Here is a 26,279-nt window from a genome sequence, read left to right on the forward strand (position 1 = left end):
TTCCTGGATATTCATGCCTGCGGCTACATGGTCAATTAAACCTTTGGCTGGCATGCAGTTTGATCGTAACAAATTGCAATGCTGTCTTGTGGTGTGAAGATGAAAAATGCTATAAAGAAGCAATTTCAGTTAAGATTGTTTCTTTATAAATCTTTTTCATCATATGCGATCAACTCTACTTGCCTGCCTGCCAGCCCTCGCGCTGAGTATCTCCTCTCCTGTTCTTGCTGCCAATAATGTAGAGCAATCGAATAAAAATACTGGCCCTATCAAAAGCCTGGCGGTAGATCAAAAGTCAGATGCCCGCTATATCATTACGACAGTGCCGCCAGAGTCTGCCATGGAGCGCTTCGAGATGAAAGATGCCCAGGGTCGCAATATCGCCTATGTGGCAATGACGGATGGTGAGGTAGGTGGTCTGGTGTTTGTCGACAATAAGCTCTCAGGTACAGTCTCCAAGCAAGATGCGCTGGCATTTTATAGTTGCCGTGGCTATACCTCTGCGATCAAATACCATTGGGCTAAGGATGCAAATGCCTGGGTAGAGGGTTTGCTGGCTGCCAGCCAGAGTACCAGTGCCGTGACGTTGCAATTCTCTGGCAAGTCTACCTGGCGCAGTATAGTCGAAGTAGTCAATAACCCTTCGCTATCACAAATTGGCTCTCTGGTGGACATCGGTACTAATCCCTTTGGGATTTTGCGCAAACTCAATAATGCACGTGAATCCATGGCCGAGCGCGAGCTGTTTGAAAAAACCAGGTTGCGTTTAATGGATGTCACCACGGGCACCAGCGAAGACAAAGTGGCAGAAATTATCAAGCCAGAAGACGTGTCTTTTGCCGTAGGTGGCCTGGTCATGGCTTATCCACGTTTTTCCATAGAATATTTCATTGCCGATGGTTCTGTGAAAGCGATACAGCAGCCATCTTTCCACTTCCTGTCCCACAAACAAGCGGCATTATTTTACGTGTCGAATGTGAAATGGGACCAATGCACACCAGAGAACTGGAGAAATGCATTTCCAGTTGCCCCGGCTGTGCCTGCGCCAGTCAAGGCCATAGAAGCAAAATAAGCGCGAAGCAAGTTGACTTTATCCGCGCAGAATAAGGAGAACAACTTGTTGGATTGTGAACTCGATCACATCACCATTACTGCGCCTGATTTAATTTCAGGCGCAGCCTATGTCAAAGAAGTATTGGGGGTAGACCCCAGCACAGGTGGCGAACATATGCGCATGGGCACGCACAATATGTTTGTGCGTTTGGGGCCTGAATTATTTCTTGAAGTGATCGCCATTAATCCTGCTGCTACCAAACCAGAGCGACCACGCTGGTTTGCACTTGATACTCTGGAGCCTGGCAGCCGGCCACGCTTGTCCAACTGGGTGGCACGCAGTAACGACATACAAACCAGCTTGAAGTCAGGCCAGGAAGACCTGGGCAAGATCGAACCCATGAGCCGTGGCAGTAATCATTGGCTGATCACCATACCAGAAGATGGTTCCTTGCCATTCCATGGCATCGCACCAGCGCTGATTGAATGGCATACTGCGGCGCACCCTGCAGCACAGATGCAAGATCAGGGTATGAGTCTGCTGAAACTGGAATTATTGCATCCTGATGCAGCCAGGATTTCACAACTCCTGCAAGACTTGAATATGAGGGGTGATATCGTGGTGACAGCAATTCCTGCAGGGCAGACACCACAATTAATCGCCCATATCATCACACCAATGGGATTGCGGACCTTATCTTGACTATATTCAGGCGTATCATTATCTGTCTGGCCTGTTTGGTGCCGGTATTTTCTTGCGAAACGCAAGCTAAAGAAAGTATATGCTATGGGACAGTGGATAATGGACGATTGGAAAATGGCATCAGCTTGCCAGCGAAGGGGCGCAATTTTTCTGCCTATAGTGCCTTGGGAGTAGGCCTGGGCCGGACTTATGTGCACTCTACGGTTGCAGATATTATTGCTCGCGCGTATCGGCAACTTGAACTAGCTGCGAGTGATAAAGTTTTTGTTTACGGCGAAACAGGTTGGGAGAAGGGTGGACGCATACGCCCGCATCGTGCTCACAAAAATGGTTTGTCCGTCGATTTTATGGTTCCAGTACTGGATGCTCAAGATATTTCAAGACCATTGCCTGGTAATGTAAGCAATGAATTTGGTTATGGTATTGACTTTGATGTAGAAGGGCGTTTTGGAGACTACCGTATAGATTTTGCCGCGCTAGCTGAGCATTTATATCAACTGGACCTGGCGGCGAAAGCAAAGGGCAAAAGCCTGGCATTAGTGATTATTGATCGTCCTTATCACGCAAAGTTATTTGCTACACCTCGCGGACCATATTTGCAAAAGCATTTGAATTTCATGCAGGGAAAACCATGGATCAGACATGATGAGCATTATCATGTCGATTTCGCTATTTCCTGCAAAAAGAATTAAGCCCTCAACATCAAACATCATGCCCTGGACCTTTGCTCATCCGCTCGCCATCCTTCCCTTGCGGCGTCTTGCGCCGCGGCGTTTCAATCTCATGGCTTTGGTGATAGGCAGTATAGCGCCAGATCTTGGGTATTATGTATTTGCTTTTGATCTTGCTACGCTGGCCCATCAATGGCTGGGTTTGCTACTGGTTTGCCTGCCGGCAGGCTGGCTGGTGTTCATGTTTATGCGTGTGATGCAGGCGCACTTCATTTACTTGCTGCCACAAATGCAAAGGCAAGCCTTGCAGGCGCATGTCTCTCTACCGCAAGCCTTGTCGAGGTCGCAAATTGTCTGGATCTCGCTGGCTTTGCTTCTGGGGGCAGCGACGCATATCGTTTGGGATGCATTTACTCATGCCAACGGTTTTGCGGTTGCTTATTTTGATGTTTTGCGCGAGGCCATCACAGTTGCAGGTGTCCATACCCAAGTTTTTCACCTGTTGCAGCATCTGAGTACTTTGGCTGGCGTGATGGGGCTGGCCTGGTGTTATTGGCGCTGGCTGAAAAGATTGCCGCATATCGTCATACTGGAACCTCGGGAAAACGATCAGTGGCGCTACCTGCTATTTGTCAGCACGGCATTCACAGCATTCTTGCTGGCTTTGCCACTCGCCTTTTATATGTCCAGCCAGACGAATGAGGCATTTCTCTTTCGCCTGGCCTTGTGCGCGACTAGCGGCTTTGCCGTCCTGTTGACGACTGCGGCCTTATTGATCGCCAAGGCCAGGGGACCTAATCAGGAACTTGCTTAATTTTTTGCGTGCATGTCGGTACGCAAATTCCAGTTCAATACTTCGCCTTTTTTATCAGTGACCGTGGTCATTTCCTTGAATATCCTCGCTTGCAGGCTATCCGGCAGACGCACAAAATCCACGCTATTGACATAGCGATCGCCACGCATGAAGGCCCAGGTGAAAAATTGCATGGTGGCTGTGGTTTGCTGCACATCCTTTGCGCGCTGCTGCATGACGATGAAAGTACCCATGGTGATGGGCCAGGATTTTGCGCCTGGCTTGTCTGTCAGCATTTCTTCAAAATTGGCATCGGTTTTCCAGCTGCTGTTCGTCAGCGCGGCTGAAAATGCCTCTGCCGAAGGAGCAATGAATTTGCCATCACGATTTTGCAGCAGGGCAAAGTCGAGTTTTTCCTGGCTCACATAGTTGTAGTCTATATAGCTGATGGAGTAAGGCGTTTTCTTGACTGTACTGGCGATACTACTGCTGCCCTTGACCTGCGTCAGCCTGGTGTTCCAGACGATAGTGAGGCTCTTGCCAAATTTCGCCTGCCAGTTTTTACTGACTTTGCTCAGGTAATCAGAAAAATTATAAGTGGTACCTGAGCCATCCTGGCGCACGATGACTTCTATATTCTTATTTGGCAGGCGCAGGCCAGGATTCAGGGCCGTGATGGCAGCATCATTCCATACTGTGATATCGCCAGAAAAAATATTAGCGAGGACTTCACCTGTCAGACGCAAGTCTGCAGTCTTGATGCCAGGTAAATTGATGACAGGCACGACACCAGAGATGGCTGATGGGAATTGTATTAATTTCTCTTTTTTGAGCTCTGCCTGGCTCATGGCGGCATCGCTGGCACCAAATTCTACGGTGTTTTCCTTGATTTTCTTGATGCCTGCGGAAGAGCCGCTTGCCTGGTAGGCGATGGTAGGGCCGCCATTTTTGCTATAGGCATCGGCCCACTTTTGATATAAGGGGGCGGCTGCAGATGAGCCAGAACCCTGGACGTCAGCATGAGAAATGGTGGGGGAAAGGAGTAAGGCCAGGGGCAGGAAGAGAGAATTGCGTGTAATCATAATAAAAATTTAATGCCAGAGGAGTGGGGCATTGCTACCCGGTGAAATGGCGCGGATTATCTCATGACATGAGAAATTATTGCTGGCGGCGATTTTTTCGTAATGTTCTTGTCATTTCTACTGGCTATGCTTCTTCCTTGCATATCAACAATAAATTGTTTATATTGTTTACATGTTTTTTAACCTGGAGGCTGGAATGGCAACCGCAACATTGAAGAAATTAAGTCCGGTAGTGGCAGCAGCAAATACAGAGAAAAAAGTCGTGGCTGTTAAGAAAGTTCCAGTCGCCGCTATCAAGAAAAAAGTCGTCAGCAAACCTGCTGCCGTGGAAAAAACGTCAGTAACGCCAGCAAAGGCAGTAACGGCAGTGGCAAAAACCAGTGCCCGCAGCAAGCCTGCAGCAAAGGCCACTGAAGCGAAAGTAGTCGCTGAGGTAGTAGAAAAAGTTAAGAAAGCCAAGCTGGTGCGTGATAGTTTCACCATGCCTGAAAGCGAATACGCGGCTCTGGGCGCAGTCAAAAAAGCTTGCCTGAAGGCGGGTGTGGAAGTCAAGAAAAGTCAGCTATTGCGCATAGGCGTCGCCTTGTTGGGCAAGACCGACGTCCCTAACCTGAAGAAATTGATCGCTGGCCTGGCGCCGCTAAAAGCGGGCAGACCCAAAAAAGAAAAGTAAAACCAGTACTGTTTGCTTTCATCGTTCTTTCCCGCATAGCGCGGGACAGGGCGCTCGACCAAAAGCAACAGGATCTGATGATTTCCCAAAAGCAATCCTTGCATGATGTATATCAGCAAGGATTGTTGTTTTTTTGACTTGTCATGAAACCGACATCTGTCTGTCATCTTGCTGAAGTAATCCTTGATTATTCTTCGTTCGTCGGATCAACGAACAACATGACAAGGACGATGAATGCGATTACTCACGATACCCGCCGATGCTAATCCCAGTTTTTCCAAGCTTAATCTGAGCCTTGCTACCACGGCAAAAGAAGTCAAAGAAGTACAGCGCCTGCGCTATAAAGTCTTTATAGAAAGCATGGGCCTGTCTGCTTTATCCAATCCAGATGGCCTCGATAAAGATGAATTTGACGAGCATTGCGATCATCTGATCGTACGTGACTCCAAGACCCTGAAAGTGGTAGGCACCTACCGCATACTGGGGCCAAACGCTGCCCGTCAATTGGGCCGCTATTATTCCGAAACCGAATTTGACCTGTCCCGTCTGCAGCATATACGCAATAGCGTGGCAGAAGCAGGTCGTGCCTGCATCCACCCTGATTATCGCAGTGGTGCCGTCATCATGCTGCTGTGGGCTGGCCTGGCCGCCTATATGCGCCGTGAACGTTGCTCGCACCTGATAGGTTGTGCCAGCATCAGCCTGACTGATGGCGGCCAGAATGCGGCGGCGATTTACCGTGGCTTGTCTGCCGCAGATTTCTCTCCGCTGGAATACCGCGTCACACCACACACACCTTTCCCTCTTGATGAAATCGATAGCAGTTCTACCGAGGCGCGTATTCCACCGCTGTTGAAAGGCTATCTGCGCGCCGGTGCCTGGGTTTGTGGTGACCCAGCCTGGGACCCTGATTTTCATAGTGCCGATTTATTCGTCATGCTGCCGCTGGCGAATCTGGATAACCGTTACGCACGCCATTACGGCACAGGGGAGCAATAAACATGAAACCAGCCGATCAGTTCCTTAATAGCAAATTGTATAAAACCGGTAAGAAAGAAACCCAGCGTTTCCGCACTATCTGGATTTCAGATTTGCATCTGGGAACGAGCGGCTGCCAGGCGGCCAAGTTACTGGAATTTTTGCGTGCCACTGATTCAGAGACCTTGTATCTGGTTGGTGACATCATCGATGGCTGGCAACTCAAGCGCCGCTGGTACTGGGATCAGACCCACAATAACGTGGTGCAGACTGTCCTCAAAAAAGCCAAGAAAGGCACGAATGTGATTTTCGTGCCTGGCAACCATGATGAGTCGGTACGTCAATTCATTGACCTGGATTTTGGTGGTATCAAGATCAGGGACGAGCTGGTACACACCACGGCCGCGGGCAAGCGCATGCTGGTCTTGCATGGAGACCGGTTTGATGGTGTCATCGCCTGTGCCAAATGGCTGGCTTATGTGGGTGACAGCCTCTATACAGTCATCTTGAAATTCAACCAGATCTTCAATAACTGGCGCGCCCGCGCTGGCATGCCTTATTGGTCGCTATCACAATACCTGAAGCAGAAAGTCAAGAATGCGGTCAGCTACATCACCCAATTCGAAGATGCACTGGCAGATGAGGCTCGTCGCAAGGGCCTTGATGGGATAATCTGCGGCCATATCCATAAGCCAGAAATCCGCGACATAGGCGGCATCCTGTATTGCAATGATGGCGACTGGGTCGAGAGCCTGTCAGCCCTGGTGGAAGATGCCAAGGGTGAACTCAGGCTGGTGACCTGGCATGATATCTGCCAACCAGATCAGGTGGCAGATACCTATGTGGAGCAAGAGCGGGAAAAGGAAGATGAATTGGACAGCGAACTGGAAGTCGCAACTAGCTGATCAGCTTGCCGTTGCCGGTTTGAACCAGGACCAGATGCGCAAACCAAACTGGTTGCACGCCAGGCCGCCAAGCACCAATAAACCGGCACAGATTTTCCACCAGAATAAAGTTTCATTCAAAACGATGGAGGCGGTCAGCATGCCTACCACCGGCACCAGCAGGGTGAAGGGGGCTATCGTGGCAGCAGGATATTTACGCATCAGCCATGACCATATGCCAAAGCCAACGATGGTATTGGGATAGGATTGATAAGCGATTGCGCCTATCGAAGTCCAATTCAATTGCGTATAAGCAGTTTGCCAGGCATCCATACCCTCCATCATGAAAGAGGCCAGCAGCAAAGGCGGGCTGGCTATGGCTGACCCCCAGACCACCATGGACAGGGGATTGACGACACCTATCTTTTTGGTGACGATATTGGCGATAGCCCAGCACACTGCGCCCATGACAACCAGCAGAAAACCGATGATGGTTGCCTGGGCTTCCAGATGCATGGCTACCAGGCCCATGCCAGACAAGGCAATCAAAGCCCCCAGGACTTGCACGAACTGAGGTTTTTCACCTAGCATCACTACTGCCAGACCCATGGTGATAAAGGCTTGCAATTGCATGACCAGCGAGGCCAGTCCGGCTGGAAAACCAAGCTTGATACCACAAAACAGTAGTGTGAACTGGAAGGCGAACTGGAACATGCCATAGGCGACCACCCACTTCCACGAGGTCTTTGGAAGGGGGACGAAAAATATCAGAGGCAGGGCAGAAAATATAAAGCGTGATGCTGTGAACAGCACAGGCGGCAAGCCCTGCAAGCCTATCTTGATGACGACGAAATTGATGCCCCAGGTGATAACAGCGAGCAAGGCGGCAAGTATGTGCGTGGGTTTCATCGTGCTTTATGGGTAAAGACGGGCCTACATACTAACAGTTGCTGCGAATCGCTGCTGACTCCGGTATTTTTACCAGTGCCCCGTGTGTTTACTTGACCACCAGGTCGGGTGACATGATGGCCTTCAGGTAAGTCTGCACGATGGCATTTTCGCGCTGCTTTTGCGTGATCCACCAGACATTGCCCTTGCGCACGCTGTACTCTTGCAAGGGATGGCCGAGCAACTCAGCCGCGACCTGGCCCAGGTAAGGCTGGTGGCCGACGATGAGTACCGGCTCGCGACTGTTGGGCCAGTTGGCGGCTGTCAGTACATCCGTGACGGTCGCCTCCGGCCCCAACTCTGGGACGACTTTGTATTTTCTGCCGCAAGCAATCAGGGCCTCGGCAGTGTCACGGGTGCGTATAGTCGGGCTGGCCAGTATGCGGCAAGTCTCTGGCAGGGTGCTGTCAAGCCAGAAAGCGATCTTGCTGGCTTGTTTGTTTCCCTTGCCCGTCAGTTTTCTGAATTCATCTGTTATTTCCGCAGTTGCTGGTTCTGCTTCTGCATGACGCCAGAGGATAAGGTCCATTATTAATTATCCGTATCAGATAGCGAACCCAAGGTGAGCATCAAATGTTGCTGGGCGCAGAAGTGCTCTTGTTTTGCCCTGGCTTTCTTGCGTTCGTAACGGCCATCGGAATCCAGTGTCCAGGCATTCACATTGTCTTTCAGGTAGGGTTCCAGACCTTCGGAAATAACGCGTTTTTTCAGGGATTTTTCCAGGACCGGGAAAGCGACTTCTATACGACGGAACAGATTACGATTCATCCAGTCAGCGCTGGCCAGATACACGTCATGTGCCAGGTCATTGCGGAAATAATAGATGCGGCTATGCTCAAGGAAGCGACCAATGATGGAGCGCACCCTGATGTTTTCTGACAGGCCCGGCACGCCAGGGCGCAAGGCGCAGGCACCGCGGATGATGAGGTCTATCTTGACGCCGTCAGCCGATGCTGCATACAGGGCGCGGATGACAGACTCATCCAGTAAGGCATTCATCTTGGCGATGATGCGCGCCGGGCGACCCTCACGCGCTATACGTGCTTCATTGCGTATGGCCTTGATGATTTGCGGTTGCAGGGCAAACGGTGCCAGCCACAGATAATCGAGTTTCTTGGGTTTGGTCAGGCCAGTCAGATGGATGAAGACTTCATTGACCTCTGCCGCCATGCCTGGATGCGCCGTCAATAAACCAAAGTCAGTATAAAAGCGCGTGGTGGATGGATGGTAGTTACCTGTACCTAGATGGGCATAATGGCGTAGAGTGCCGCCTTCTTCACGGCGTATCACCAGCGCCAGTTTGGCATGGGTTTTCAGGCCGACCACGCCATACACGACCTGGGCACCGGCGCGTTGCAATTTATCCGCCCAGTTGATATTCGCCTCTTCATCAAAACGCGCCATCAATTCAACGATGACGGTGACTTCCTTGCCCAGTCTGGCTGCCGTGATCAATGACTCCATCAAGTCAGAATTCATGCCAGTGCGATAAATAGTCTGCTTGATCGCGACTACGCTGGGGTCTTGTGATGCCGAACGTATGAAATCGATGACGGTCTGGAAAGGCTGGAAGGGGTGGTGCAAGAGTATGTCTTGCTTGCGCAGCAAAGTGAAAATATCAGCATGCGCATATTTGCCTATGGCCTTGGCAGAGAAAGGCGGGAAGCGCAGATTGGGCTGCTTGACATGATCCACCAGCTCGCCCAGCCTGACCATATTCACCGGGCCATCCACTGGATACAGGCGGTCGCTGTCGAGATTGAATTGCTCAAGCAGGAAACGTGAGAGGTCCTCAGGGCAGTTTTTTGCTACTTCCAAACGCACTGCTGCGCCAAACTGGCGGGTTTGTAATTCACCTTGCAAAGCCTGGCGCAAATTCTTTACTTCTTCTTCATCCACCCACAGGTCGCTGTCGCGGGTGACACGGAACTGTGAATAATTGATCACTTCACGGCCATTGAACAAATCTTCTATGTGCGAGTGAATCACGGAGGACAGCAGGCAAAAAGCCATGCCGTCATTAGACAATTCATCCGGCAGGCGGATGATGCGAGGCAAAACGCGGGGCGCCTTGACGATGGCGATGCCGGTACCGCGACCAAAGGCATCTTTACCCGCCAGTGAGACGATGAAGTTCAAACTTTTGTTGACGACTTGCGGGAAGGGATGGGCAGGGTCCAGGCCTATCGGTGTCAGCAAGGGCCTGACTTCACGCTCGAAATAAGACTTGACCCAGGCGCGCTGGGCTTCATTGCGTTCAGAGTGGCGCAACAGATGTATGCCTTTTTTGGATAACTGAGGCAGGATTTCCTGATTCAGTAATTCATATTGTCTTTTGGCCAGTTGATGGCATTCATTGCTGACACGTTTGAGCATGGCCTGGAAAGCCGGGTGTTCCACCAATTCCCCATCGACGGTGTTTTGTGCCAGCAGGCTGGCGACCCTGACTTCAAAGAATTCATCGAGGTTGCTACCAACGATGCACAAATATTTCAATCTTTCCAGCAAGGGAATGCTGCGGTCTTCCGCTTGTGCCAGTACGCGCCAGTTGAAGGCGATCTGTGACATTTCCCTATCTAGGAAAATCACGGAGCGCGACAACTCTGTCACATTTGGCTTGGCAGGTTTGGCCACAGCCTTGATTTCTGGGTGACTATCTTGCTTCATTTCTTCCAACACGGTTGTTGAAGAGGGTGCTTCCTGGTTTGGCATAGTTTTTTGCATGTCATAAAAGCCGTCATATATATACGCAAACATTCTAGACGTCTTAAATGACAAGTTTATGACAAAAAAATGATAATAAGTTCAATTATTTCACAGGCTTTGCGGTAAGTCATAATCTTGTCATATTTGGCTTGTACAGTGCGCCTCGTAGTACTGAATACTGTTATTTAACTCTGAGGTGAACATGCAAATCAAACGTGTTGTCAAAACTCTCATCGCTGCAATTGGCGTAGCTGTCACATTTGGCGCTGCTCAAGCCGCCGATATTACAGGTGCTGGCGCGACTTTCCCGTATCCAATTTATGCAAAATGGGCTGAGGCATACAAAAAATCCAGTGGCAATGGCCTGAACTATCAATCCATAGGCTCTGGCGGTGGTGTTAAGCAAATTAAAGCTAAAACTGTTGATTTCGGTGCATCTGATGCGCCTTTGAAATTAGAAGAGTTGGACGCCGAGGGTTTGGTACAGTTTCCAGCCATTATCGGTGGTGTAGTGCCGGTTGTTAATCTGGACGGCATCGCTCCAGGTAAAATGAAGATGACAGGTGAAGTACTGGCTGCCATCTACATGGGCAAAATCACTAAATGGAATGCACCAGAAATCGCAGCCATCAATGCTGGTTTGAAATTGCCTGCAGAAGAGATCACTGTTGTACATCGCTCTGACGGCTCTGGTACGACTTTCCTGTGGACAGACTACCTGACCAAGGTCAGCCCTGAATTCAAAACCGCTGTTGGTTCTGCGACTGCTGTCAAATGGCCGGTTGGCGTAGGTGGCAAAGGCAATGAAGGCGTTGCTTCCAGCGTCAAGCAGATCAGAAATTCCATAGGCTATGTTGAATACGCCTACGTCAAGAAAAACAAGATGACTTACACCTTGTTGAAAAATGCAGACGGCCAATTTGCTGAACCAGATGATGAAAACTTCAAATCTGCCGCTGCTGGCGCTGACTGGAGCAAAGCACCAGGCATGTACCTGGTATTGACTAACCAGCCTGGTAAAATCACCTGGCCTATCACTGGTGCTTCTTTCATCCTGATCCACAAAGCGCAGGCTGATGCTGAAAAAGGCAAAGAAGTCTTGAAGTTCTTTGACTGGGCATTCAAAAACGGTGGCGCCATGGCTGCTGAACTGGAATATGTTGCTCTGCCACCTGCAGTCGTCAAATTGATCGAAGACAACTGGAAAGCAAAAGTCAAAGATGCCAGCGGCAAGGCAATCTGGTAATTCCTGGTATTAAAGAGCTGCAAAAAATAGCTACAAACGATTGAATTACATTGAATGAGGTAATCCGGAAATGTCCGGATTACCTTCCGGTGGAAAAGACACCCATGACTACTCACATGTCCTCCGTCAACATGACTGCACCAACTGCAATCCCACCTTCTGCAAACGCAATACCGCATCAGATCGAGCAAATCGATCCTGCGAGAATGGCCGCTGTCATGCGCCGTCAGCGTTGGCAAGATTTCTTTTTTCATAAACTGACTTTCAGCTTTGCTGCCCTGGTATTGGTAGTGCTGGTCGGTATCATTATTTCTTTATTCCTGCGTGCCATTCCGGCCATGAAGGAATTTGGTTTGCCATTCATCTGGACGATAGAATGGGACCCTGTGAATGACAAATTCGGTGGCATGATCGCCATCGTTGGTACATTGGTGACTTCAGTTATCGCCTTGCTGATTGCTTTTCCTGTCAGTTTTGGTATTGCCTTGTTCCTGACCGAGATTTGCCCCAACTGGCTCAAGCGCCCACTGGGTACGGCAATCGAGTTGCTGGCAGGTGTGCCAAGTATTATTTACGGCATGTGGGGTTTATTTGTATTTGCTCCCTTGTTCTCCCAATATGTGCAGCCGGTGTTGGCGGCGACTTTGGGCAAGCTGCCAGTTATCGGTATCTTGTTTTCTGGTCCCATGATAGGCATGGGTATTTTGCCAGCAGGCGTGATCCTGGCGATCATGATTATTCCTTTCATCTCTTCTGTGATGCGCGATGTGTTTGAAGTCGTGCCGCCAGTCTTGAAAGAATCTGCCTATGGTCTGGGTTGCACCAAGTGGGAAGTGGTACGCAAGATCGTTTTGCCTTACACCAAAATTGGTGTTGTTGGCGGCGTCATGCTGGGCCTGGGCCGTGCTCTGGGTGAAACCATGGCGATTACCTTCGTGATTGGTAATTCTCATCACCTGTCCTGGTCGCTGTTTGCCGCTGGTAATAGTATTGCTTCCACGCTGGCCAATGAATTTGCAGAAGCTGAAACGCCTTTGCATACCTCGTCCTTATTCCTGCTGGGCTTGATCTTGTTCGTCATCACTTTCATTGTCTTGTCTGCTGCGAAATTGATGTTGCTTGGCCTGTCACGTAAAGAAGGTGCAAAATAATGGAAAATTCAACGATGCAATCTGCCAGCAACCCGGTATATCGCCAGCGTTTGCTGATGCACAAAATAGGCATCACACTGTCCACCATCGCCATGGTGCTGGGAGTGTTTTTCCTGATGTGGATATTGTTTACCTTGCTGCTCAAGGGCGCTACGGCAATTAACTTTTCCATGTTCACAGAATCAACACCCGCACCAGGCAGTGATGGTGGTGGCTTGATGAATGCCATCTTCGGCAGCTTTGTGATGGTGGGTATTGCCACACTGATTTCCACTCCCATAGGCATACTGGCAGGTATCTACCTGGCAGAATATGGTGACAAGAGCTGGTTTGGCGGCGTTACCCGTTTTGTGACTGACATCATGTTGTCAGCACCATCCATCGTAGTTGGTTTGTTTGTATATGCGATCTATGTTGCCAACGTCAAGCACTTCTCTGGCTGGGCTGGCAGTATCGCCATTTCTCTCATTGCCATTCCCGTGGTCGTGCGTACCACAGATAATATGCTGGGACTGGTGCCTGCAAACTTGCGTGAAGCAGCGTTTGCTCTCGGTGCACCACGCTGGAAGGTCGCCTTGCTGATACGCTTGCGTGCCGTCAAAGCGGGTGTCGTGACTGGTATTTTGTTGGCGGTAGCGCGTATCTCTGGTGAGACCGCACCTTTGCTGTTCACTGCTTTGAATAATCAATTCTTCAGCAGCAATATGAACCAGCCTATGGCCAACCTGCCTGTCGTGATCTATCAGTTCGCCATGAGCCCTTATGACAACTGGCGTGAACTGGCCTGGGGTGGCGCATTGCTGATTACCTTCAGCGTCCTCGGTTTGAATATTTTATCGCGTACTTTGTTTAACCAAAAAACACAGCATTAATACTGGCCTCGATATGACTACTACACAAGACTCTACACAGAAAAAAGCAATCGAAATCGGCGGGCTGAATTTCTTTTATGGCGCGACACGCAGCCTGCGCGATATCAATCTGAATATCTACGATAAAAAAGTCACTGCTTTCATTGGCCCATCCGGCTGTGGCAAATCGACTTTGTTGCGTACCCTGAACCGTATGTATGACCTGTATCCTGGCCAGCGTGCAGAAGGCAGTATCATTTATAACGGCAAAAATATCCTGGATGCAGATCAGGACATCAACTTGCTGCGCGCCCGCGTCGGCATGGTGTTTCAGAAGCCTACACCTTTCCCCATGTCGGTCTACGACAACATCGCTTTTGGCGTACGCTTGTATGAAAACCTCTCCAAAGGCGAGATGGATGAGCGTGTTGAATGGGCATTGAAAAAAGCTGCGATCTGGACAGAAGTCAAAGATAAACTCAACAAGAGTGGCTTGAGCCTCTCTGGCGGTCAGCAACAGCGTCTGTGCATCGCCCGTGGCGTTTCCGTAAAGCCTGAAGTTTTGCTGCTCGACGAACCAACGTCAGCGCTTGATCCTATCTCTACAGTCAAGATTGAAGAACTCATCAATGAGCTGAAAGAAGAATACACCATCGCCATCGTCACCCATAATATGCAGCAAGCTGCTCGTTGCTCCGACTACACTGCCTATATGTACCTGGGTGAACTGGTCGAATTTGGTGAGACTGATCATATCTTCATGAATCCCGTGAAGAAAGAAACTCAAGACTATATTACTGGCCGTTTCGGCTAACAGACTGAACTTGTTTGCGCAGGTCTATTCATGTGAGCATGGATAGACCATGTTGCGCGAGCTAGTGACGTTTATATTTTGCAATTGCGAATTCAGGAGAAACCTGTGACAGGCGAACACTCTTCAAAACAATATGATATGGACCTGGAGACGATACGCTCCAAGGTCTTGTTAATGGGCGGCTTGGTGGAAAGCCATTTTCATGATGCCATGTCTTGCTTCCGCACCGGCAATGCCGAGCAGGCTGAGGCTGTCATTCAATCCGACCTGGAAGTCAATCGTCTCGAAGTCGCACTCGATGACATGTGCAGCCACCTCATCGTCAAGCGTCAGCCAGCAGCAAATGACTTGCGTACCGTCATGGCGACTGGCAAGGTCATCACCGATCTTGAACGTATAGGCGACGAATCGACCAAAATCGCACGTATCTCCAGAGATGCTGCGACCAGTAAACGTGGCGTGCCGATGTTCAGCGGTTATGAAACCGTACGCGTGCTGGCTAGCAGTGTGGCAGACATGTTGCATCAATCGCTGGATGCCTTTGCTCGTCTCGACGGTGGCAAGGCGGTACAATTGATCGCTCATGATGCCATCATCGACAATGATTTCCGTTCCATCATGCGTAATTTGATTACCTTCATGATGGAAGACCCGAGTACCATATCATCTTCGCTGGATGCCCTGTGGGTAGCGAAAGCGATAGAACGTATCGGCGATCATGCAAAAAATATTGCTGAACATACGATTTATATCGTTGAAGGTAAGGATATCCGTCATTCAGACTATGTGGCAAGCAAGCAGGAACAACAGAATTAATTATTGATAATGGCTACAGACACAACAATACTCATCGTAGAAGATGAACCGGCAATTGTAGAACTGGTCAGTTTTTCCCTGCGTGCAGCAGGCTGGAACACCTTTGCTGTCAATACCACGGCAGAAGCCTGGGAATATTTGCAGCGCCGCACGCCACAATTGATCTTGCTGGACTGGATGTTGCCGGATCAGAGTGGTTTGCGTCTGTTGTCCAAGATACGCTCAGACCGCCAGTTCAATGAAATTCCCGTCATCATGCTGACTGCAAAAAGCATGGAAGAAGACAAGATCGCCGGACTTGATCATGGTGCCGATGACTATGTCACCAAACCTTTTTCTCCACGTGAATTGACAGCCAGGATCAAGGCCTTGCTGCGTCGCAAGAGCCCCGAGCATGCACAAACAGCCTTGACTGCGGGCCCTGTCGTGCTGGATCCCGTCAGTTGCACGGTCAAGATAGAAGACAACAAGGTCGATATCGGCCATGCCGAGTACAAGCTGCTGAAATTTTTCATGGCACATCCTGAGCGCGTGTTTTCACGTAGCCAGTTGCTCGACAAAGTCTGGGGCGACCATGTCGTCATCGAAGAGCGCACCGTAGACGTCCACGTGCTGCGTCTACGTAAGGTCTTGAAGAATGCAGAGTCACTCATCAAAACGGTGCGCAGCGTAGGTTATATGCTGTCTGAAAAATAAATCGACAATTCTGGTGACGCCGCACACTGCATAGACTGATATGCAGTGTGGTAGACCTATTCCTGCTTAAGGCAGGCCACAATAGCGCTCACGGGCATCAGCAAACCGTATATTATTGCAATCACTCATTACATTCCAAGCAATACTCAGGACTATCAGGACCCAATATGTCTCCACGCCTTATTTTCTGGATTTCTGCATTTGTACGCATCTTCCTGGTTTTCATGGGAACCGCATGCGCTATTTATTTGTGGGGACCGGTCGCTGGTTTGGTGATAGGCATGATAGGGATGGTTGTCCTGTTTTGTGTGCAGCTATTTTATTTGCAGCGTCTGGCCGACTGGCTGGATCATCCAAATAGCTCTCGCCTGCCTGATGGATGGGGGGCATGGACGGATATCTTCTCGCGTCTTTACAGGTTGCGTCGTGGCGATGAGAAAAACCAGGCCGAACTGGCAGAATGGCTGGCGCGCTTTCGCCAGGCCATGACGCTCTTGCCGGATGGCGTCGTCATCATGGATGATGTACTGTTCCTGGAATGGTGTAATCCGGCGGCAGAAAGTCATCTTGGTTTGAGTCATGCCCAGGATAAGGGCATGCGCGTCACCAACCTGGTACGCAGCCCCGAATTCATGGATTACATCATCCTGGGCCGCTATGAGACACCATTGACCCTGTCTTTCCGTGACCGCAAGCTGATTGCCCATATCATTCCATTTGAAAACCGTCGTCAGATTCTGGTGACCCATGATGTTACTGAATCTGAACGTATAGATATGATGCGCCGCGACTTCATTGCCAATGCCTCGCATGAGTTGCGCACGCCATTGACGGTCATCAACGGTTTCCTGGAAATCGCTTCCATGCAGGATGACCTGGATAGCCAGACCCGCAATATGCATTTGAAACTGATGACAGAGCAGGGTGAACGCATGCAGCGTCTGGTGGAGGATATGCTGACACTGACCAGGCTGGAATCTGTTGATTATCCACCACGGCCAGAACGCATCAATATGCTGGGCCTGCTAGAACAGATTTTGCAAGAGGCACATGCACTGTCTGCTGGCAAACATAAAATTACACTGGAATGTACAGGTCCCGACATCCGTGGCAGTAATGATGAAATCCGCAGTGCGCTGACCAATCTGGTGACAAATGCCATCCGTTATACACCTGAGAACGGCCACATCAAAATCAGCTGGATAGATACTGCAAATGGCCCTAAATTTGCGGTGCAGGATGATGGCATAGGCATCAGCGCCGAACATATCTCACGCCTGACTGAGCGTTTTTATCGTGTCGATAAAAGCCGTTCACGCGAAACCCAGGGTACAGGTCTGGGCCTGGCCATCGTCAAGCACGTGCTGCTAAGGCACAAGGCGAATTTGCTGATTGAATCTACGCCGGATGTAGGTAGTAAATTCTGCGTGCAGTTTCCAGGTGCTGCAGTCACTGCTTAATTGTTGTGGTCCACTAGCGATAGTGTATTGTCCGTTCTGTATTCACTCCTGTCCGCTTGCCCCAGGCGGACACACCCTCCCAACAATACGCTGTATAAAATCAAATGCTTAGGCAATGGCATACTTCATGCTATGGGCTTGTGTGTGGCAGTATGCTTCATTTGCCTCGCGAGCTGCGTTCGCTGAATGATGACTGCACATTATATGGAGAGAGATAAATTGACATACTCAGCACTAAATAACCTAAGTAGCCTAAGTAACCTAAGCAACCTAAATAGCGCTTTTAAATTCAGTATGATGGCCCTGACACTTTGCGCCATGAATGCGCAAGCAGCCACCGCACTGAGTGATGCAGAAATTCGGGTCATTCTCAAGCAGCGTATAGATCAGGAAAAAATGGGTGCCAGTATTGTGGTTGGCATCATCGATGATAAAGGCAGTCGCGTCATCAGCCATGGCTATGCCAATCTGGAAAACCATATACTGGCAGATGCCGATACTGTGTTTGAAATTGGTTCTATCACCAAGGTATTCACGAGCCTGATCCTGGTTGATATGGTAGAAAAAGGCGAGCTTGGCTTGAGTGATCCGGTGGCAAAATATTTGCCGTCAACGGTGACAATGCCTGGCCGTGCTGGCAAGCAAATCAGCCTGCGCGATCTCTCTACCCATGTATCTGGTTTGCCCAGAATGCCAGGCAATCTCGTGCCAAAAGATCAGAGAAATCCCTATGTGGATTATACCCAGGACTTACTCTACCAATTTTTATCCACCTATCAGTTGCCGCGTGATATAGGCTCCAAAAGCGAGTACTCAAACCTTGGGGTAGGTTTGCTGGGCCATGCACTGAGCTTGAGAGCGGGTATGGACTATGAGACGCTGGTAAAAGCCCGCATTCTCTTGCCTTTGAATATGCAGAGCACAGGCATTGGTATGACGCCGGATATGAAGAAGCACCTGGCCAGCCCCTATGCCGTGACCCAAGAGTTTGCTGGCGAAGGGAAATTGACACCTGTTTCTAATTGGGATTTGGGAGTATTCAATGGAGCGGGTGGATTGCGATCTTCCACAACAGACATGCTCAAATTTCTTGCTGTCAATATGGGGAAACAAAAGAGTTCCGTGCAAACCATCGTCGATAAAATGCAGGAGCCTTTGGCGCCCCAGGAGCCAGGAAAATCAGTCTGGTTAGCCTGGGGAGGCGGCAGTAAGTATGGGAGTGAAATTATTAATCACTCTGGTGGTACCGGTGGTTACCGTAGCTATATCGGATTTGACAGAAAAGCTGGCAAAGGCGTGGTTGTGCTATCTAATGCTACGACAGATGTAGATGATATAGGTAGCAAGATTATCAATAGCCAGTACCGTTTGCGGCAATGGACAATACCGTCCAGCTTTGTGCAAGCAATAGAGAAAGCAGGCTACGATCAGGCGCTTGCTGTCTATCAGGATTTAAAAGACAAAGATGCAGATTTCTTTTTGCGTGAGGAAGTCTTGAATGAATGGGCTTACGCCAAAATGAAAACCGGTAAGCCACAATCAGTATTGGAGTTATTCAAGCTGGGTGTTCACCTATATCCAAAAAGTGCCAATACTTACGATAGCCTGGCAGAAGCCTATGAAGCGGCAGGCATGATTGAGCTGGCGAAGAGCAATTACCAAAAATCCCTGGAACTCAATCCGCAAAATCAGAATGCCATCCAGCGATTGCAAGTGTTGGCAGACGGAGCTAAGAAATAGCTCAGCAGAGTACAGAAGGTAGCCTGAGCGCTACCTTCTGTACTGCACCTCATTAAACTCTATCAATAGTGGTCAGGTGGGCAAACAGATTGTCATGTGCCTGAACGCAGCAGAGGCTGAGTTCTTTCCTTCAGCCATACCAATGCAGCACCGCTGACACGTGGAGACAGGCGTTGCAAGACCGTGGCATGGTAATCATTGAGCCATTTGATTTCATCTTCGCGCAGTAGATCTACCGTGATGCAGCGTGTGTCTATGGGACAGAGTGTCAGGGTTTCAAATTCCAGGTACTCGCCAAATTCTGTTTGCAGGGCAGGCACATTCAGTAGCAGGTTTTCTATACGCACGCCCCATTTGCCCGGGCGATAGATGCCGGGTTCATTCGAGGTAATCATGCCCGGTTCCATTGCCATATGTGCTTCTGCGATCGCCGGGGAAATACTTTGCGGACCTTCATGCACATTCAGGAAATAACCTACACCATGGCCAGTGCCATGACCATAGTTCACACCGTCAGCCCAGATAGGCGCGCGCGCTACAGTGTCAAGCATGGGTGACAGCGTGCCACGCGGGTAGCGCATTTGTGAGAGATTGATCATGCCCTTCAGGACCAGTGTGAAGTCACGTTTTTGCGCTTCTGATACCTGGCCTATGGGCACCACGCGGGTGATGTCCGTCGTGCCATTCAGGTATTGCCCACCTGAGTCTATCAGCAACAAGCCGTCACCTTCAATCACGGAATGCGATTCTTTGGTCGCACGATAATGAGGCATGGCACCATTGGCATTGAAGCCAGCGATGGTATTAAAACTGGGTGAGACAAACTGAGGCTGGCGCGCACGGGCGGCACAAATTTCTTCGTCTATAGTCAGCTCAGTAATGCGCTGCTTGCCTAATGCGCCTTCCAGCCAGGTGAAGAATTCACACAGCGCTGCACCATCCTGTTTCATGGCTTCGCGCACGAATTGCGCTTCTTCTGCCGTCTTGCGGGATTTGGCAAATACAGATGGGTTGATGGCTTCTATGACTTTGACGTTTGAAGGTATGCTCTGACGGAAACCATACGTAATCCTGCGCGGGTCTATCATGATGCTGCTATCTGCTGGCAGAGCAGCCAGTGTCGATGCTGCTTCGCTATAGTCTGCCAGGGTGACGCCATCTTTTGCCAGTATCGCTGCCAGCTCTGCCGGGACTTTGCCTGCTGATACAAACAGCTTCGCCTCAGTCTGGCTGATCAGCGCATGACCCACGAAGACCGGGTTATAGCTGACATCGGCACCGCGCAAGTTGAAAATCCAGGCCAGGTCATCGACAGTGGAAATAAAGTGCCAGTCAGCGTTTTTAGTGCGCATTTGCTCACGTAGCATCGCCAGCTTGTCGGCGCGGGCCACTACGGCATACGGTGCTGCATGCTCGTAGATTACAGCTTGTGGCAGGCTGGGGCGTTCGTTCCATACCTTATCCAAAAGATCATGGCTGGTATTGAATGTGATGCCCTGGCTTTGCAAAGCCTGTTCCAGTGCTCTGGCAGTTGCCAGGCCCAATACTGCGCCATCCACGCCCACCGTTTGCCCAGCTTGCAGATTGCTGGCCAGCCAGTCTATATACAGCGTAGCTGCGGCTGATGCAATTTTCATCATCTTGATGCCAGTTGGCGCCAGTTCTACCTCTGCTGAACTCCAGTAACGGCTATCTACCCACAGACCAGCAAAATCTGCTGTAACGATCAGCGTGCCTACCGAGCCGGTAAAGCCTGAGAAATAGCTGCGACCTTGCCAGCGATCCGGCAAATACTCAGACAGATGCGGGTCGGAGGATGGCACGATATAGGCATCCAGCCCTTGCGCCTGCATGGCAGCGCGCAATTGCACCAGACGGGCAGGGATGGGGGAAGTGATGGCAGAAGGGCTAACAGGGCTGTTCATGGATGAGTTTCCAAAGCAGGATAGACAGGGGTGAGGATAAGTTTAATACCAAGACGGCGTAAATGCAGCTTATGCCTGACGATATTGCTAGAATGTCAGCACATGCCTGCATTTGCAAAACTGGGAAAGAGTATACCTAAAATATATTAGATATGAGCAGATGTGCCGATTTCTTTAATTTTTCAAGAATCGCCGCATGACATGAGGCGCTGGCTCATTTGGATTGGCGTGGGAATATTCCAGCTCAGGCGCGAGTTCAAACTCGAAGGCGGCATACAAATCCAGCAAACGGGGCTGGTCACTGCGTACACCTAGGCGCAATTCTTCTATGCCAGATGCCTGTGCCGCATGGATGACGGCTTCCAGTAAATGCTGGGACAGAGCTGAACCGCGGAAGGCGGGTAGCACGCCCATGCGCAGCATTTCCCAGCACTGAGTTTCTGTATCTAGTGGTAGCCAGCGTACTGAGGCAATGGGTTCATCATCCAGCAATAAGATAAAACCACCACCCTGCATCAAGTCATTGCAGACGCGTTCACTGCTTTCGTGATGACCCGTAGAACTTGCTGCAACCTTATTGTTCCAGCAAGTGCGGGTCAGATGCGCGATGAGTTGCGCATCTTCTAGAACAGCTTCACGGACTACAATATTCATACGCTGGTACTGTATTTACGCACAAAAGATATTAACGCACACGCATACCAGGTTGGGCACCAGGCCAGGCTTCCAGTATGTACAAACCTGGGTTGGCCTTTTCATCAGCGGCAGAGGCAGCCAATACCATGCCTTCTGACATGCCAAACTTCATCTTGCGTGGTGCCAGATTGGCCACCATGACGGTGAATTTGCCTATCAGTTGTTCTGGCTGGTAAGCAGACTTGATGCCTGAGAACACATTGCGGGTGCGGCCTTCACCGACATCCAGTGTCAGGCGCAAGAGCTTGTCTGAACCCTCTACATGCTCGCAATTAACGATCCTGGCAATGCGCAGATCAACTTTGGCAAAGTCATCGATCTTGATTTCTTCTGCCAATGGTTCGATGTCAGAAGTGCTAACTTCTGTAGCCTCTGTCGCTTCAGAAGCCGCCACAGCTACCGGGGCTGGTGCATCAAACAAGTCGTCAAATATCTTCAAATCCACCCTTTGCATCAAGTGCGTATAAGGATTGATCTTGTGCTGATGCGGCAATGGGGTAGTAACATCAGCCCATTGCAATGGCGCGATATTCAATTGTGCTTCTACCTGTGCTGCCAGTTGTGGCAAGACCGGTTTCAGGAAGATGGTCAGGATGCGGAAAGCTTCCAGCAAGCGGCTGCAGACTTCCTGTAATTTGGCATCGTTCTCTGTCTTTTTCGCCAGTTCCCAGGGTTTGTTGGAATCGACATAGGCATTCACCAGGTCAGCCTGTTCCATCGCAGCGCGCAGGGCTTTGCCGTATTCACGTGCTTCGAACAAGGCTTTGATTTCTGGCGCTACATTGCGCAGATTATTCAGGAAGGCATCATCAGCCGTGGCCCAGTCCGTCGCCACTACGCCATCAAAACGCTTGCTGATGAAACCGGCAGCACGGCTGGCGATGTTGATGTATTTGCCGATCAGGTCGGAATTGACACGCGCAACGAAGTCTTCTGGATTCATGTCCAGATCTTCGACTTTGGCATTCAGTTTGGCGGCGAAGTAATAACGCAGCCATTCAGGGTTCATGCCGATTTCCAGATAGCGCAATGGTGAAATACCAGTGCCACGCGATTTGGACATTTTTTCGCCAGACACCGTCACAAAACCATGCGCATACACATTGTCTGGTGTTTTATAGCCAGAGAACTTCAGCATCGCTGGCCAGAACAGGGTGTGGAAATAGGTAATGTCCTTGCCGATGAAATGGATTTGTTCCGTCGTAGGGTCAGCCATGAAAGCATCGTAATCACGGCCTGTCTTGCCAAAGTAATTTTTCAACGAAGCGAGGTAACCGACAGGCGCATCCAGCCAGACATAGAAATATTTGCCCGGTTGATCGGGGATTTCTATGCCAAAGTAGGGCGCATCGCGACTGATGTCCCAGTCACCCAGGCCGCCTTCGCCTTCCAGCCATTCCTTGCATTTATTCGCCACCTCGGATTGCAGGCGATTGTCTTTCAAAGCCCAGCCACGCAAGAATTCCACGCATTTTTCGTCCGACAGTTTGAAGAAGAAATGCTCGGACGATTTCATGATCGGTGTGGCACCGGTCAGGACAGAGTAAGGATTCTTCAATTCGGTTGGTGCATAGACGGCACTGCAGACTTCGCAAGAATCGCCATACTGATCCTTGGCACCACATTTAGGGCATTCGCCCTTGATGTAGCGGTCAGGCAGGAACATGTTTTTGACCGGGTCAAAGAACTGTTCTATGGTTTTGCTGGTGATAAAGCCAGCAGATTTTAGCTTGCGATAGATGTCCTGCGACAACTGATGGTTTTCTTCACCATCGGTTGAATGCCAGTTGTCAAACTGGATATGGAAACCGTCGAGATATTGTTTGCGTCCGGCAGCGATCTGCGCCACGAAAGCCTGTGGCGTGATACCGGCTTTTTCAGCCGCAATCATGATAGGTGCACCGTGTGCATCATCCGCGCCGACGAAATGTACCTCGTGACCCGACATTCGCTGATGCCTTACCCAGATGTCAGCCTGGATATATTCCATGATATGACCAAGGTGGAAGGGCGCATTAGCGTAGGGCAGGGCGGTGGTAACAAACAGCTTACGGGTCATGGTTGATGCACTTTTTATGAACGGACAAGAGCATTATTCTAACAGCGAAAGCACAAATTGCAGCCGCTATGCCCTGATCCTGGGGGATAGTAAAGAGATTTTTGTGTTGTTTTGCTAAGGGATGCTGCTTAAACTACCCAGGCGCCATTCCTGTAGACAACTTCATCATCCAGTTTCACCGCTTCAGTAACGGCGAAGACATCGACATGATGGCGGCCTTCACCACGCTTGATATGCGGCTTGGCATAGCTGCCATGCTTGGCCCCCAGGGATAAATGAACGCCGCACATGCGCTCATAAGTGCCTATGTCGCGCACCGTCTTGTCCTTGGAAAAAGCCTTGTTCATGCCAAAACCCAGTTCGCGCACCCAGACTACGCTATCGTCAGCGCGGATATTAGCCAGCACCTGATCAAATTCAGGTGTGGAATTGATGGTGCCGACGACCTGGCCTTTTTCCACGATCAGGGTAATCGGCTGTTCCGGGCGATTGACAGTGAAAGTAGTGTCGCCAAAGGCAAAGATGCGGATTTGACCATACACATCTTCCAGCGCCACCGATTCGGTGAACACTTCACCGATAGGGAACTGGCCGCCGACATTATTCATCTGGCGATAGTCGCCAACATTGAGCTTGGCCGGTTCAAAGCGGCCACTGAAGACCAGTTCAGTACCGCCACTATCGACGACACCACGGCTGGCGCTATCGATTTTTTGTTTGAGCGCATTGCCAGTGCCACGGTAGTAGTTGGCGTCATAGGCCAGCGATTCTATGTAATACAGGTTTTCATCGCCCTCCATGCGCGCCAGATGCGGGTGTTCTATGACTTTCAGGCCGCGCTTGAATAACTCTACCCGCAACCTGTAGGCTTCGAGGCGAAAATTGGTGGACTGTATCAGCACCGCCAGATCAGACGCCTGCAAGGCATTCAAGGTCGACAAAATAAGCTCAGGCGTCTCTGCATCAAAATCGATGAAGCGTGCATCAGGCAGGCAAGCGCGATAGGCGCTGGTCAGAGCCAGTGCCAAAGGACAGCGCCTGTCAAACACGACCACCGCTTGCTGTTGCTCAGTGTGCTCAAACGCCAGTTGCAAAATATCGCGCAAATGGCGTTCAGCCATACTGATAACGGCGGCAGGCAGGTTCTCCACGGTTTGATGGATGCTTGTGTCGGTATTACTTGCGGAGAAGGTCATGAGTCTGCTTGTGTTTGTCTTTTTGCAAAGATGGCAAACACTTGTATTTGATAGCTAAGCCGGGGGCGCTATTTTAGCGCCTAATACCTAAGTATGGATTTGATTTAGTCTAACCTTCAAGGCATTATGCATAGCGTTATGGAAATAAAATGTGTATAAATGCACAAAATCCATGAAATAATTGCAATAATAAGTGGCCACGGCAATGGGTAATGCCTGTCAAGGTCTATAAATCTACAGGGAATAAATATGATCGCCAAGCAGTTTTTAAAGTGGGTAGCAAGCTTATTTTTAATCATGTTCAGCCATTTTGCTGGTGCGCAAAATGCTGCCGCTGATGCGGAAGTCAAAGCTGCATTTGAGGATGCCAAGAAAGTCATGCAGGCTGGCCCTGCTGAAATCAAAATGATAGACCAGGCAGTCTTGAAATTGCCTGCAGGTCAGATTTACATTCCCATGCCTCAGGCAGGGCGCATCATGCATGCCATGGGTAACTCTTCTGACCCGAGTTTGCTGGGGGCCATCTTCCCTGAAGATGGTAACTGGATGATCGTTGCGCGCTATCAAAAATCTGGCTATATCAAGGATGATGATGCCAAGGAGTGGAATGCCGATGATTTGCTGAAGAGCCTGCAAGAAGGTACGGAAGAAGGTAATAAGGAGCGCCGCCAGCGCGGCATCCCTGAAATGCAATTGGTAGGCTGGGCAGAAAAACCAAATTATGAAGCACCTACCCATAGACTGGTGTGGTCCGCCATCACCAAGGATAAACTAGGTAGCAATGATCGCCAGGGTGTTAACTACAACACCTATGCACTGGGCCGTGAAGGTTATATCAGTATGAATCTGGTGACGGACTTGCATGATTTGCCGCAACAAAAATCCATCGCCAAAAACTTGCTGGGCCAACTGCAATTCTCAGAAGGCAAGCGTTATAGTGACTTTAATATCAGTACCGACAAGGTGGCTGAGTATGGTCTGGCCGCGCTTGTGGCAGGTGTGGCCGCTAAAAAGCTGGGCTTGTTTGCCATCATCTTTGCCTTCTTTGCCAAGTTTGCCAAGCTGGCTTTGCTGGCTGTAGTAGGTTTGGGGGCAATGATAGGCAAGTTGTTTGGGCGTAAAAAAGCGGAATAAAAAC

The 26,279-nt window shown here is 50.0% G+C and carries 24 protein-coding genes; 16 read left to right on the forward strand and 8 right to left on the reverse strand.

The window, feature by feature from the left end; all coding sequences use genetic code 11:
• Nucleotides 1-163: 163 nt before the first annotated feature.
• From ACO0LF_RS01410 to ACO0LF_RS01425, 4 genes are read left to right on the forward strand one after another with little or no spacing between them, the layout of a single operon-like run.
• Nucleotides 164-1,072 (forward strand): hypothetical protein, encoded by a 909-nt coding sequence (locus tag ACO0LF_RS01410; protein ID WP_423011243.1) that lies wholly within the window; start codon nucleotides 164-166, stop codon nucleotides 1,070-1,072.
• 45 nt (nucleotides 1,073-1,117) lie between these two features.
• Nucleotides 1,118-1,756 (forward strand): VOC family protein, encoded by a 639-nt coding sequence (locus tag ACO0LF_RS01415; protein WP_423011245.1) that lies wholly within the window; start codon nucleotides 1,118-1,120, stop codon nucleotides 1,754-1,756.
• A complete protein-coding gene (locus ACO0LF_RS01420; protein ID WP_423011247.1) occupies nucleotides 1,753-2,448 on the forward strand; it encodes a replication initiation protein in 696 nt (231 codons plus the stop codon). The genes ACO0LF_RS01415 and ACO0LF_RS01420 overlap by 4 nt, the downstream gene beginning before the upstream one ends.
• Nucleotides 2,399-3,241, forward strand: a complete 843-nt coding sequence (locus ACO0LF_RS01425; RefSeq protein WP_423011249.1) for a DUF4184 family protein — start codon at nucleotides 2,399-2,401, stop codon at nucleotides 3,239-3,241. The genes ACO0LF_RS01420 and ACO0LF_RS01425 overlap by 50 nt, the downstream gene beginning before the upstream one ends.
• Here ACO0LF_RS01425 and pstS (ACO0LF_RS01430) read toward each other — a convergent pair.
• Complete coding sequence (gene pstS, locus ACO0LF_RS01430; RefSeq protein ID WP_423011251.1) at nucleotides 3,238-4,302, reverse strand: phosphate ABC transporter substrate-binding protein PstS; 1,065 nt, start codon at nucleotides 4,300-4,302, stop codon at nucleotides 3,238-3,240. The genes ACO0LF_RS01425 and pstS (ACO0LF_RS01430) overlap by 4 nt on opposite strands.
• Before the next feature lie 196 nt (nucleotides 4,303-4,498).
• On the opposite strand from pstS (ACO0LF_RS01430), the gene ACO0LF_RS01435 reads away from it, so the two are divergent.
• From ACO0LF_RS01435 to ACO0LF_RS01445, 3 genes are all read left to right on the forward strand, one after another.
• Nucleotides 4,499-4,975 carry a hypothetical protein gene (locus tag ACO0LF_RS01435; RefSeq protein ID WP_423011253.1) on the forward strand — a complete coding sequence of 159 codons (477 nt, stop codon included), beginning with the start codon at nucleotides 4,499-4,501 and terminating at the stop codon, nucleotides 4,973-4,975.
• 234 nt (nucleotides 4,976-5,209) lie between these two features.
• On the forward strand, nucleotides 5,210-5,974 hold the full coding sequence (locus ACO0LF_RS01440; protein ID WP_423000676.1) for a GNAT family N-acetyltransferase: 765 nt from the start codon (nucleotides 5,210-5,212) through the stop codon (nucleotides 5,972-5,974).
• Nucleotides 5,975-5,976: 2 nt separating this feature from the next.
• Nucleotides 5,977-6,858, forward strand: coding sequence for a UDP-2,3-diacylglucosamine diphosphatase (locus tag ACO0LF_RS01445; RefSeq protein WP_423011255.1), 882 nt, complete (start codon nucleotides 5,977-5,979; stop codon nucleotides 6,856-6,858).
• On the opposite strand, the gene ACO0LF_RS01450 is transcribed toward ACO0LF_RS01445, so the two are convergent.
• The 3 genes from ACO0LF_RS01450 to ppk1 form a co-directional block, all read right to left on the reverse strand.
• A complete protein-coding gene (locus ACO0LF_RS01450) occupies nucleotides 6,859-7,746 on the reverse strand; it encodes an EamA family transporter (RefSeq protein WP_423011257.1) in 888 nt (295 codons plus the stop codon).
• Nucleotides 7,747-7,834: 88 nt separating this feature from the next.
• Nucleotides 7,835-8,314: a phosphohistidine phosphatase SixA gene (gene sixA, locus ACO0LF_RS01455; RefSeq protein ID WP_423011259.1), complete on the reverse strand. Its 480-nt coding sequence runs from the start codon at nucleotides 8,312-8,314 to the stop codon at nucleotides 7,835-7,837.
• A gap of 2 nt (nucleotides 8,315-8,316) precedes the next feature.
• Nucleotides 8,317-10,452: a polyphosphate kinase 1 gene (gene ppk1 / locus ACO0LF_RS01460; RefSeq protein ID WP_423011261.1), complete on the reverse strand. Its 2,136-nt coding sequence runs from the start codon at nucleotides 10,450-10,452 to the stop codon at nucleotides 8,317-8,319.
• A 241-nt stretch (nucleotides 10,453-10,693) separates the two neighbouring features.
• Here ppk1 and pstS (ACO0LF_RS01465) point away from each other — a divergent pair, with 241 nt between their 5' ends.
• The 8 genes from pstS (ACO0LF_RS01465) to ACO0LF_RS01500 all read left to right on the forward strand — a co-directional run bounded on the left by pstS (ACO0LF_RS01465) (nucleotide 10,694) and on the right by ACO0LF_RS01500 (nucleotide 19,265).
• Nucleotides 10,694-11,737 carry a phosphate ABC transporter substrate-binding protein PstS gene (gene pstS / locus ACO0LF_RS01465; RefSeq protein WP_423011263.1) on the forward strand — a complete coding sequence of 348 codons (1,044 nt, stop codon included), beginning with the start codon at nucleotides 10,694-10,696 and terminating at the stop codon, nucleotides 11,735-11,737.
• A 116-nt stretch (nucleotides 11,738-11,853) separates the two neighbouring features.
• Nucleotides 11,854-12,888 (forward strand): phosphate ABC transporter permease subunit PstC, encoded by a 1,035-nt coding sequence (gene pstC / locus ACO0LF_RS01470; RefSeq protein WP_423001037.1) that lies wholly within the window; start codon nucleotides 11,854-11,856, stop codon nucleotides 12,886-12,888.
• Nucleotides 12,888-13,760: a phosphate ABC transporter permease PstA gene (pstA, locus tag ACO0LF_RS01475; protein WP_423011265.1), complete on the forward strand. Its 873-nt coding sequence runs from the start codon at nucleotides 12,888-12,890 to the stop codon at nucleotides 13,758-13,760. The genes pstC and pstA overlap by 1 nt, the downstream gene beginning before the upstream one ends.
• A 13-nt stretch (nucleotides 13,761-13,773) precedes the next feature.
• Nucleotides 13,774-14,553: a phosphate ABC transporter ATP-binding protein PstB gene (gene pstB, locus ACO0LF_RS01480; RefSeq protein WP_423000690.1), complete on the forward strand. Its 780-nt coding sequence runs from the start codon at nucleotides 13,774-13,776 to the stop codon at nucleotides 14,551-14,553.
• 105 nt (nucleotides 14,554-14,658) lie between these two features.
• Nucleotides 14,659-15,369, forward strand: a complete 711-nt coding sequence (gene phoU / locus ACO0LF_RS01485) for a phosphate signaling complex protein PhoU (RefSeq protein WP_423011267.1) — start codon at nucleotides 14,659-14,661, stop codon at nucleotides 15,367-15,369.
• A gap of 9 nt (nucleotides 15,370-15,378) precedes the next feature.
• Nucleotides 15,379-16,065 (forward strand): phosphate regulon transcriptional regulator PhoB, encoded by a 687-nt coding sequence (gene phoB / locus ACO0LF_RS01490; protein ID WP_186951889.1) that lies wholly within the window; start codon nucleotides 15,379-15,381, stop codon nucleotides 16,063-16,065.
• Nucleotides 16,066-16,232: 167 nt separating this feature from the next.
• Nucleotides 16,233-17,525, forward strand: coding sequence for a phosphate regulon sensor histidine kinase PhoR (gene phoR / locus ACO0LF_RS01495; protein ID WP_423011269.1), 1,293 nt, complete (start codon nucleotides 16,233-16,235; stop codon nucleotides 17,523-17,525).
• A gap of 294 nt (nucleotides 17,526-17,819) precedes the next feature.
• On the forward strand, nucleotides 17,820-19,265 hold the full coding sequence (locus ACO0LF_RS01500) for a serine hydrolase (RefSeq protein WP_423011271.1): 1,446 nt from the start codon (nucleotides 17,820-17,822) through the stop codon (nucleotides 19,263-19,265).
• Between the two features lie 92 nt (nucleotides 19,266-19,357).
• Here the strand turns inward: ACO0LF_RS01500 and ACO0LF_RS01505 are convergent, their stop codons facing one another.
• From ACO0LF_RS01505 to ACO0LF_RS01520, 4 genes are all read right to left on the reverse strand, one after another.
• Nucleotides 19,358-21,190: an aminopeptidase P family protein gene (locus tag ACO0LF_RS01505; protein ID WP_423011273.1), complete on the reverse strand. Its 1,833-nt coding sequence runs from the start codon at nucleotides 21,188-21,190 to the stop codon at nucleotides 19,358-19,360.
• 174 nt (nucleotides 21,191-21,364) lie between these two features.
• On the reverse strand, nucleotides 21,365-21,844 hold the full coding sequence (locus ACO0LF_RS01510) for a GNAT family N-acetyltransferase (protein WP_423011275.1): 480 nt from the start codon (nucleotides 21,842-21,844) through the stop codon (nucleotides 21,365-21,367).
• Between the two features lie 31 nt (nucleotides 21,845-21,875).
• Complete coding sequence (gene metG / locus ACO0LF_RS01515; RefSeq protein WP_423011277.1) at nucleotides 21,876-23,945, reverse strand: methionine--tRNA ligase; 2,070 nt, start codon at nucleotides 23,943-23,945, stop codon at nucleotides 21,876-21,878.
• 128 nt (nucleotides 23,946-24,073) lie between these two features.
• Nucleotides 24,074-25,141 (reverse strand): hypothetical protein, encoded by a 1,068-nt coding sequence (locus ACO0LF_RS01520; RefSeq protein ID WP_423011279.1) that lies wholly within the window; start codon nucleotides 25,139-25,141, stop codon nucleotides 24,074-24,076.
• Between the two features lie 249 nt (nucleotides 25,142-25,390).
• Between ACO0LF_RS01520 and ACO0LF_RS01525 the strand changes: the two genes are divergently transcribed.
• Nucleotides 25,391-26,275 (forward strand): DUF2167 domain-containing protein, encoded by an 885-nt coding sequence (locus ACO0LF_RS01525; RefSeq protein WP_423011281.1) that lies wholly within the window; start codon nucleotides 25,391-25,393, stop codon nucleotides 26,273-26,275.
• Nucleotides 26,276-26,279 lie beyond the last annotated feature (4 nt).

This window comes from Undibacterium sp. Di27W, assembly GCF_049340345.1.
GTDB lineage: Bacteria > Pseudomonadota > Gammaproteobacteria > Burkholderiales > Burkholderiaceae_D > Undibacterium.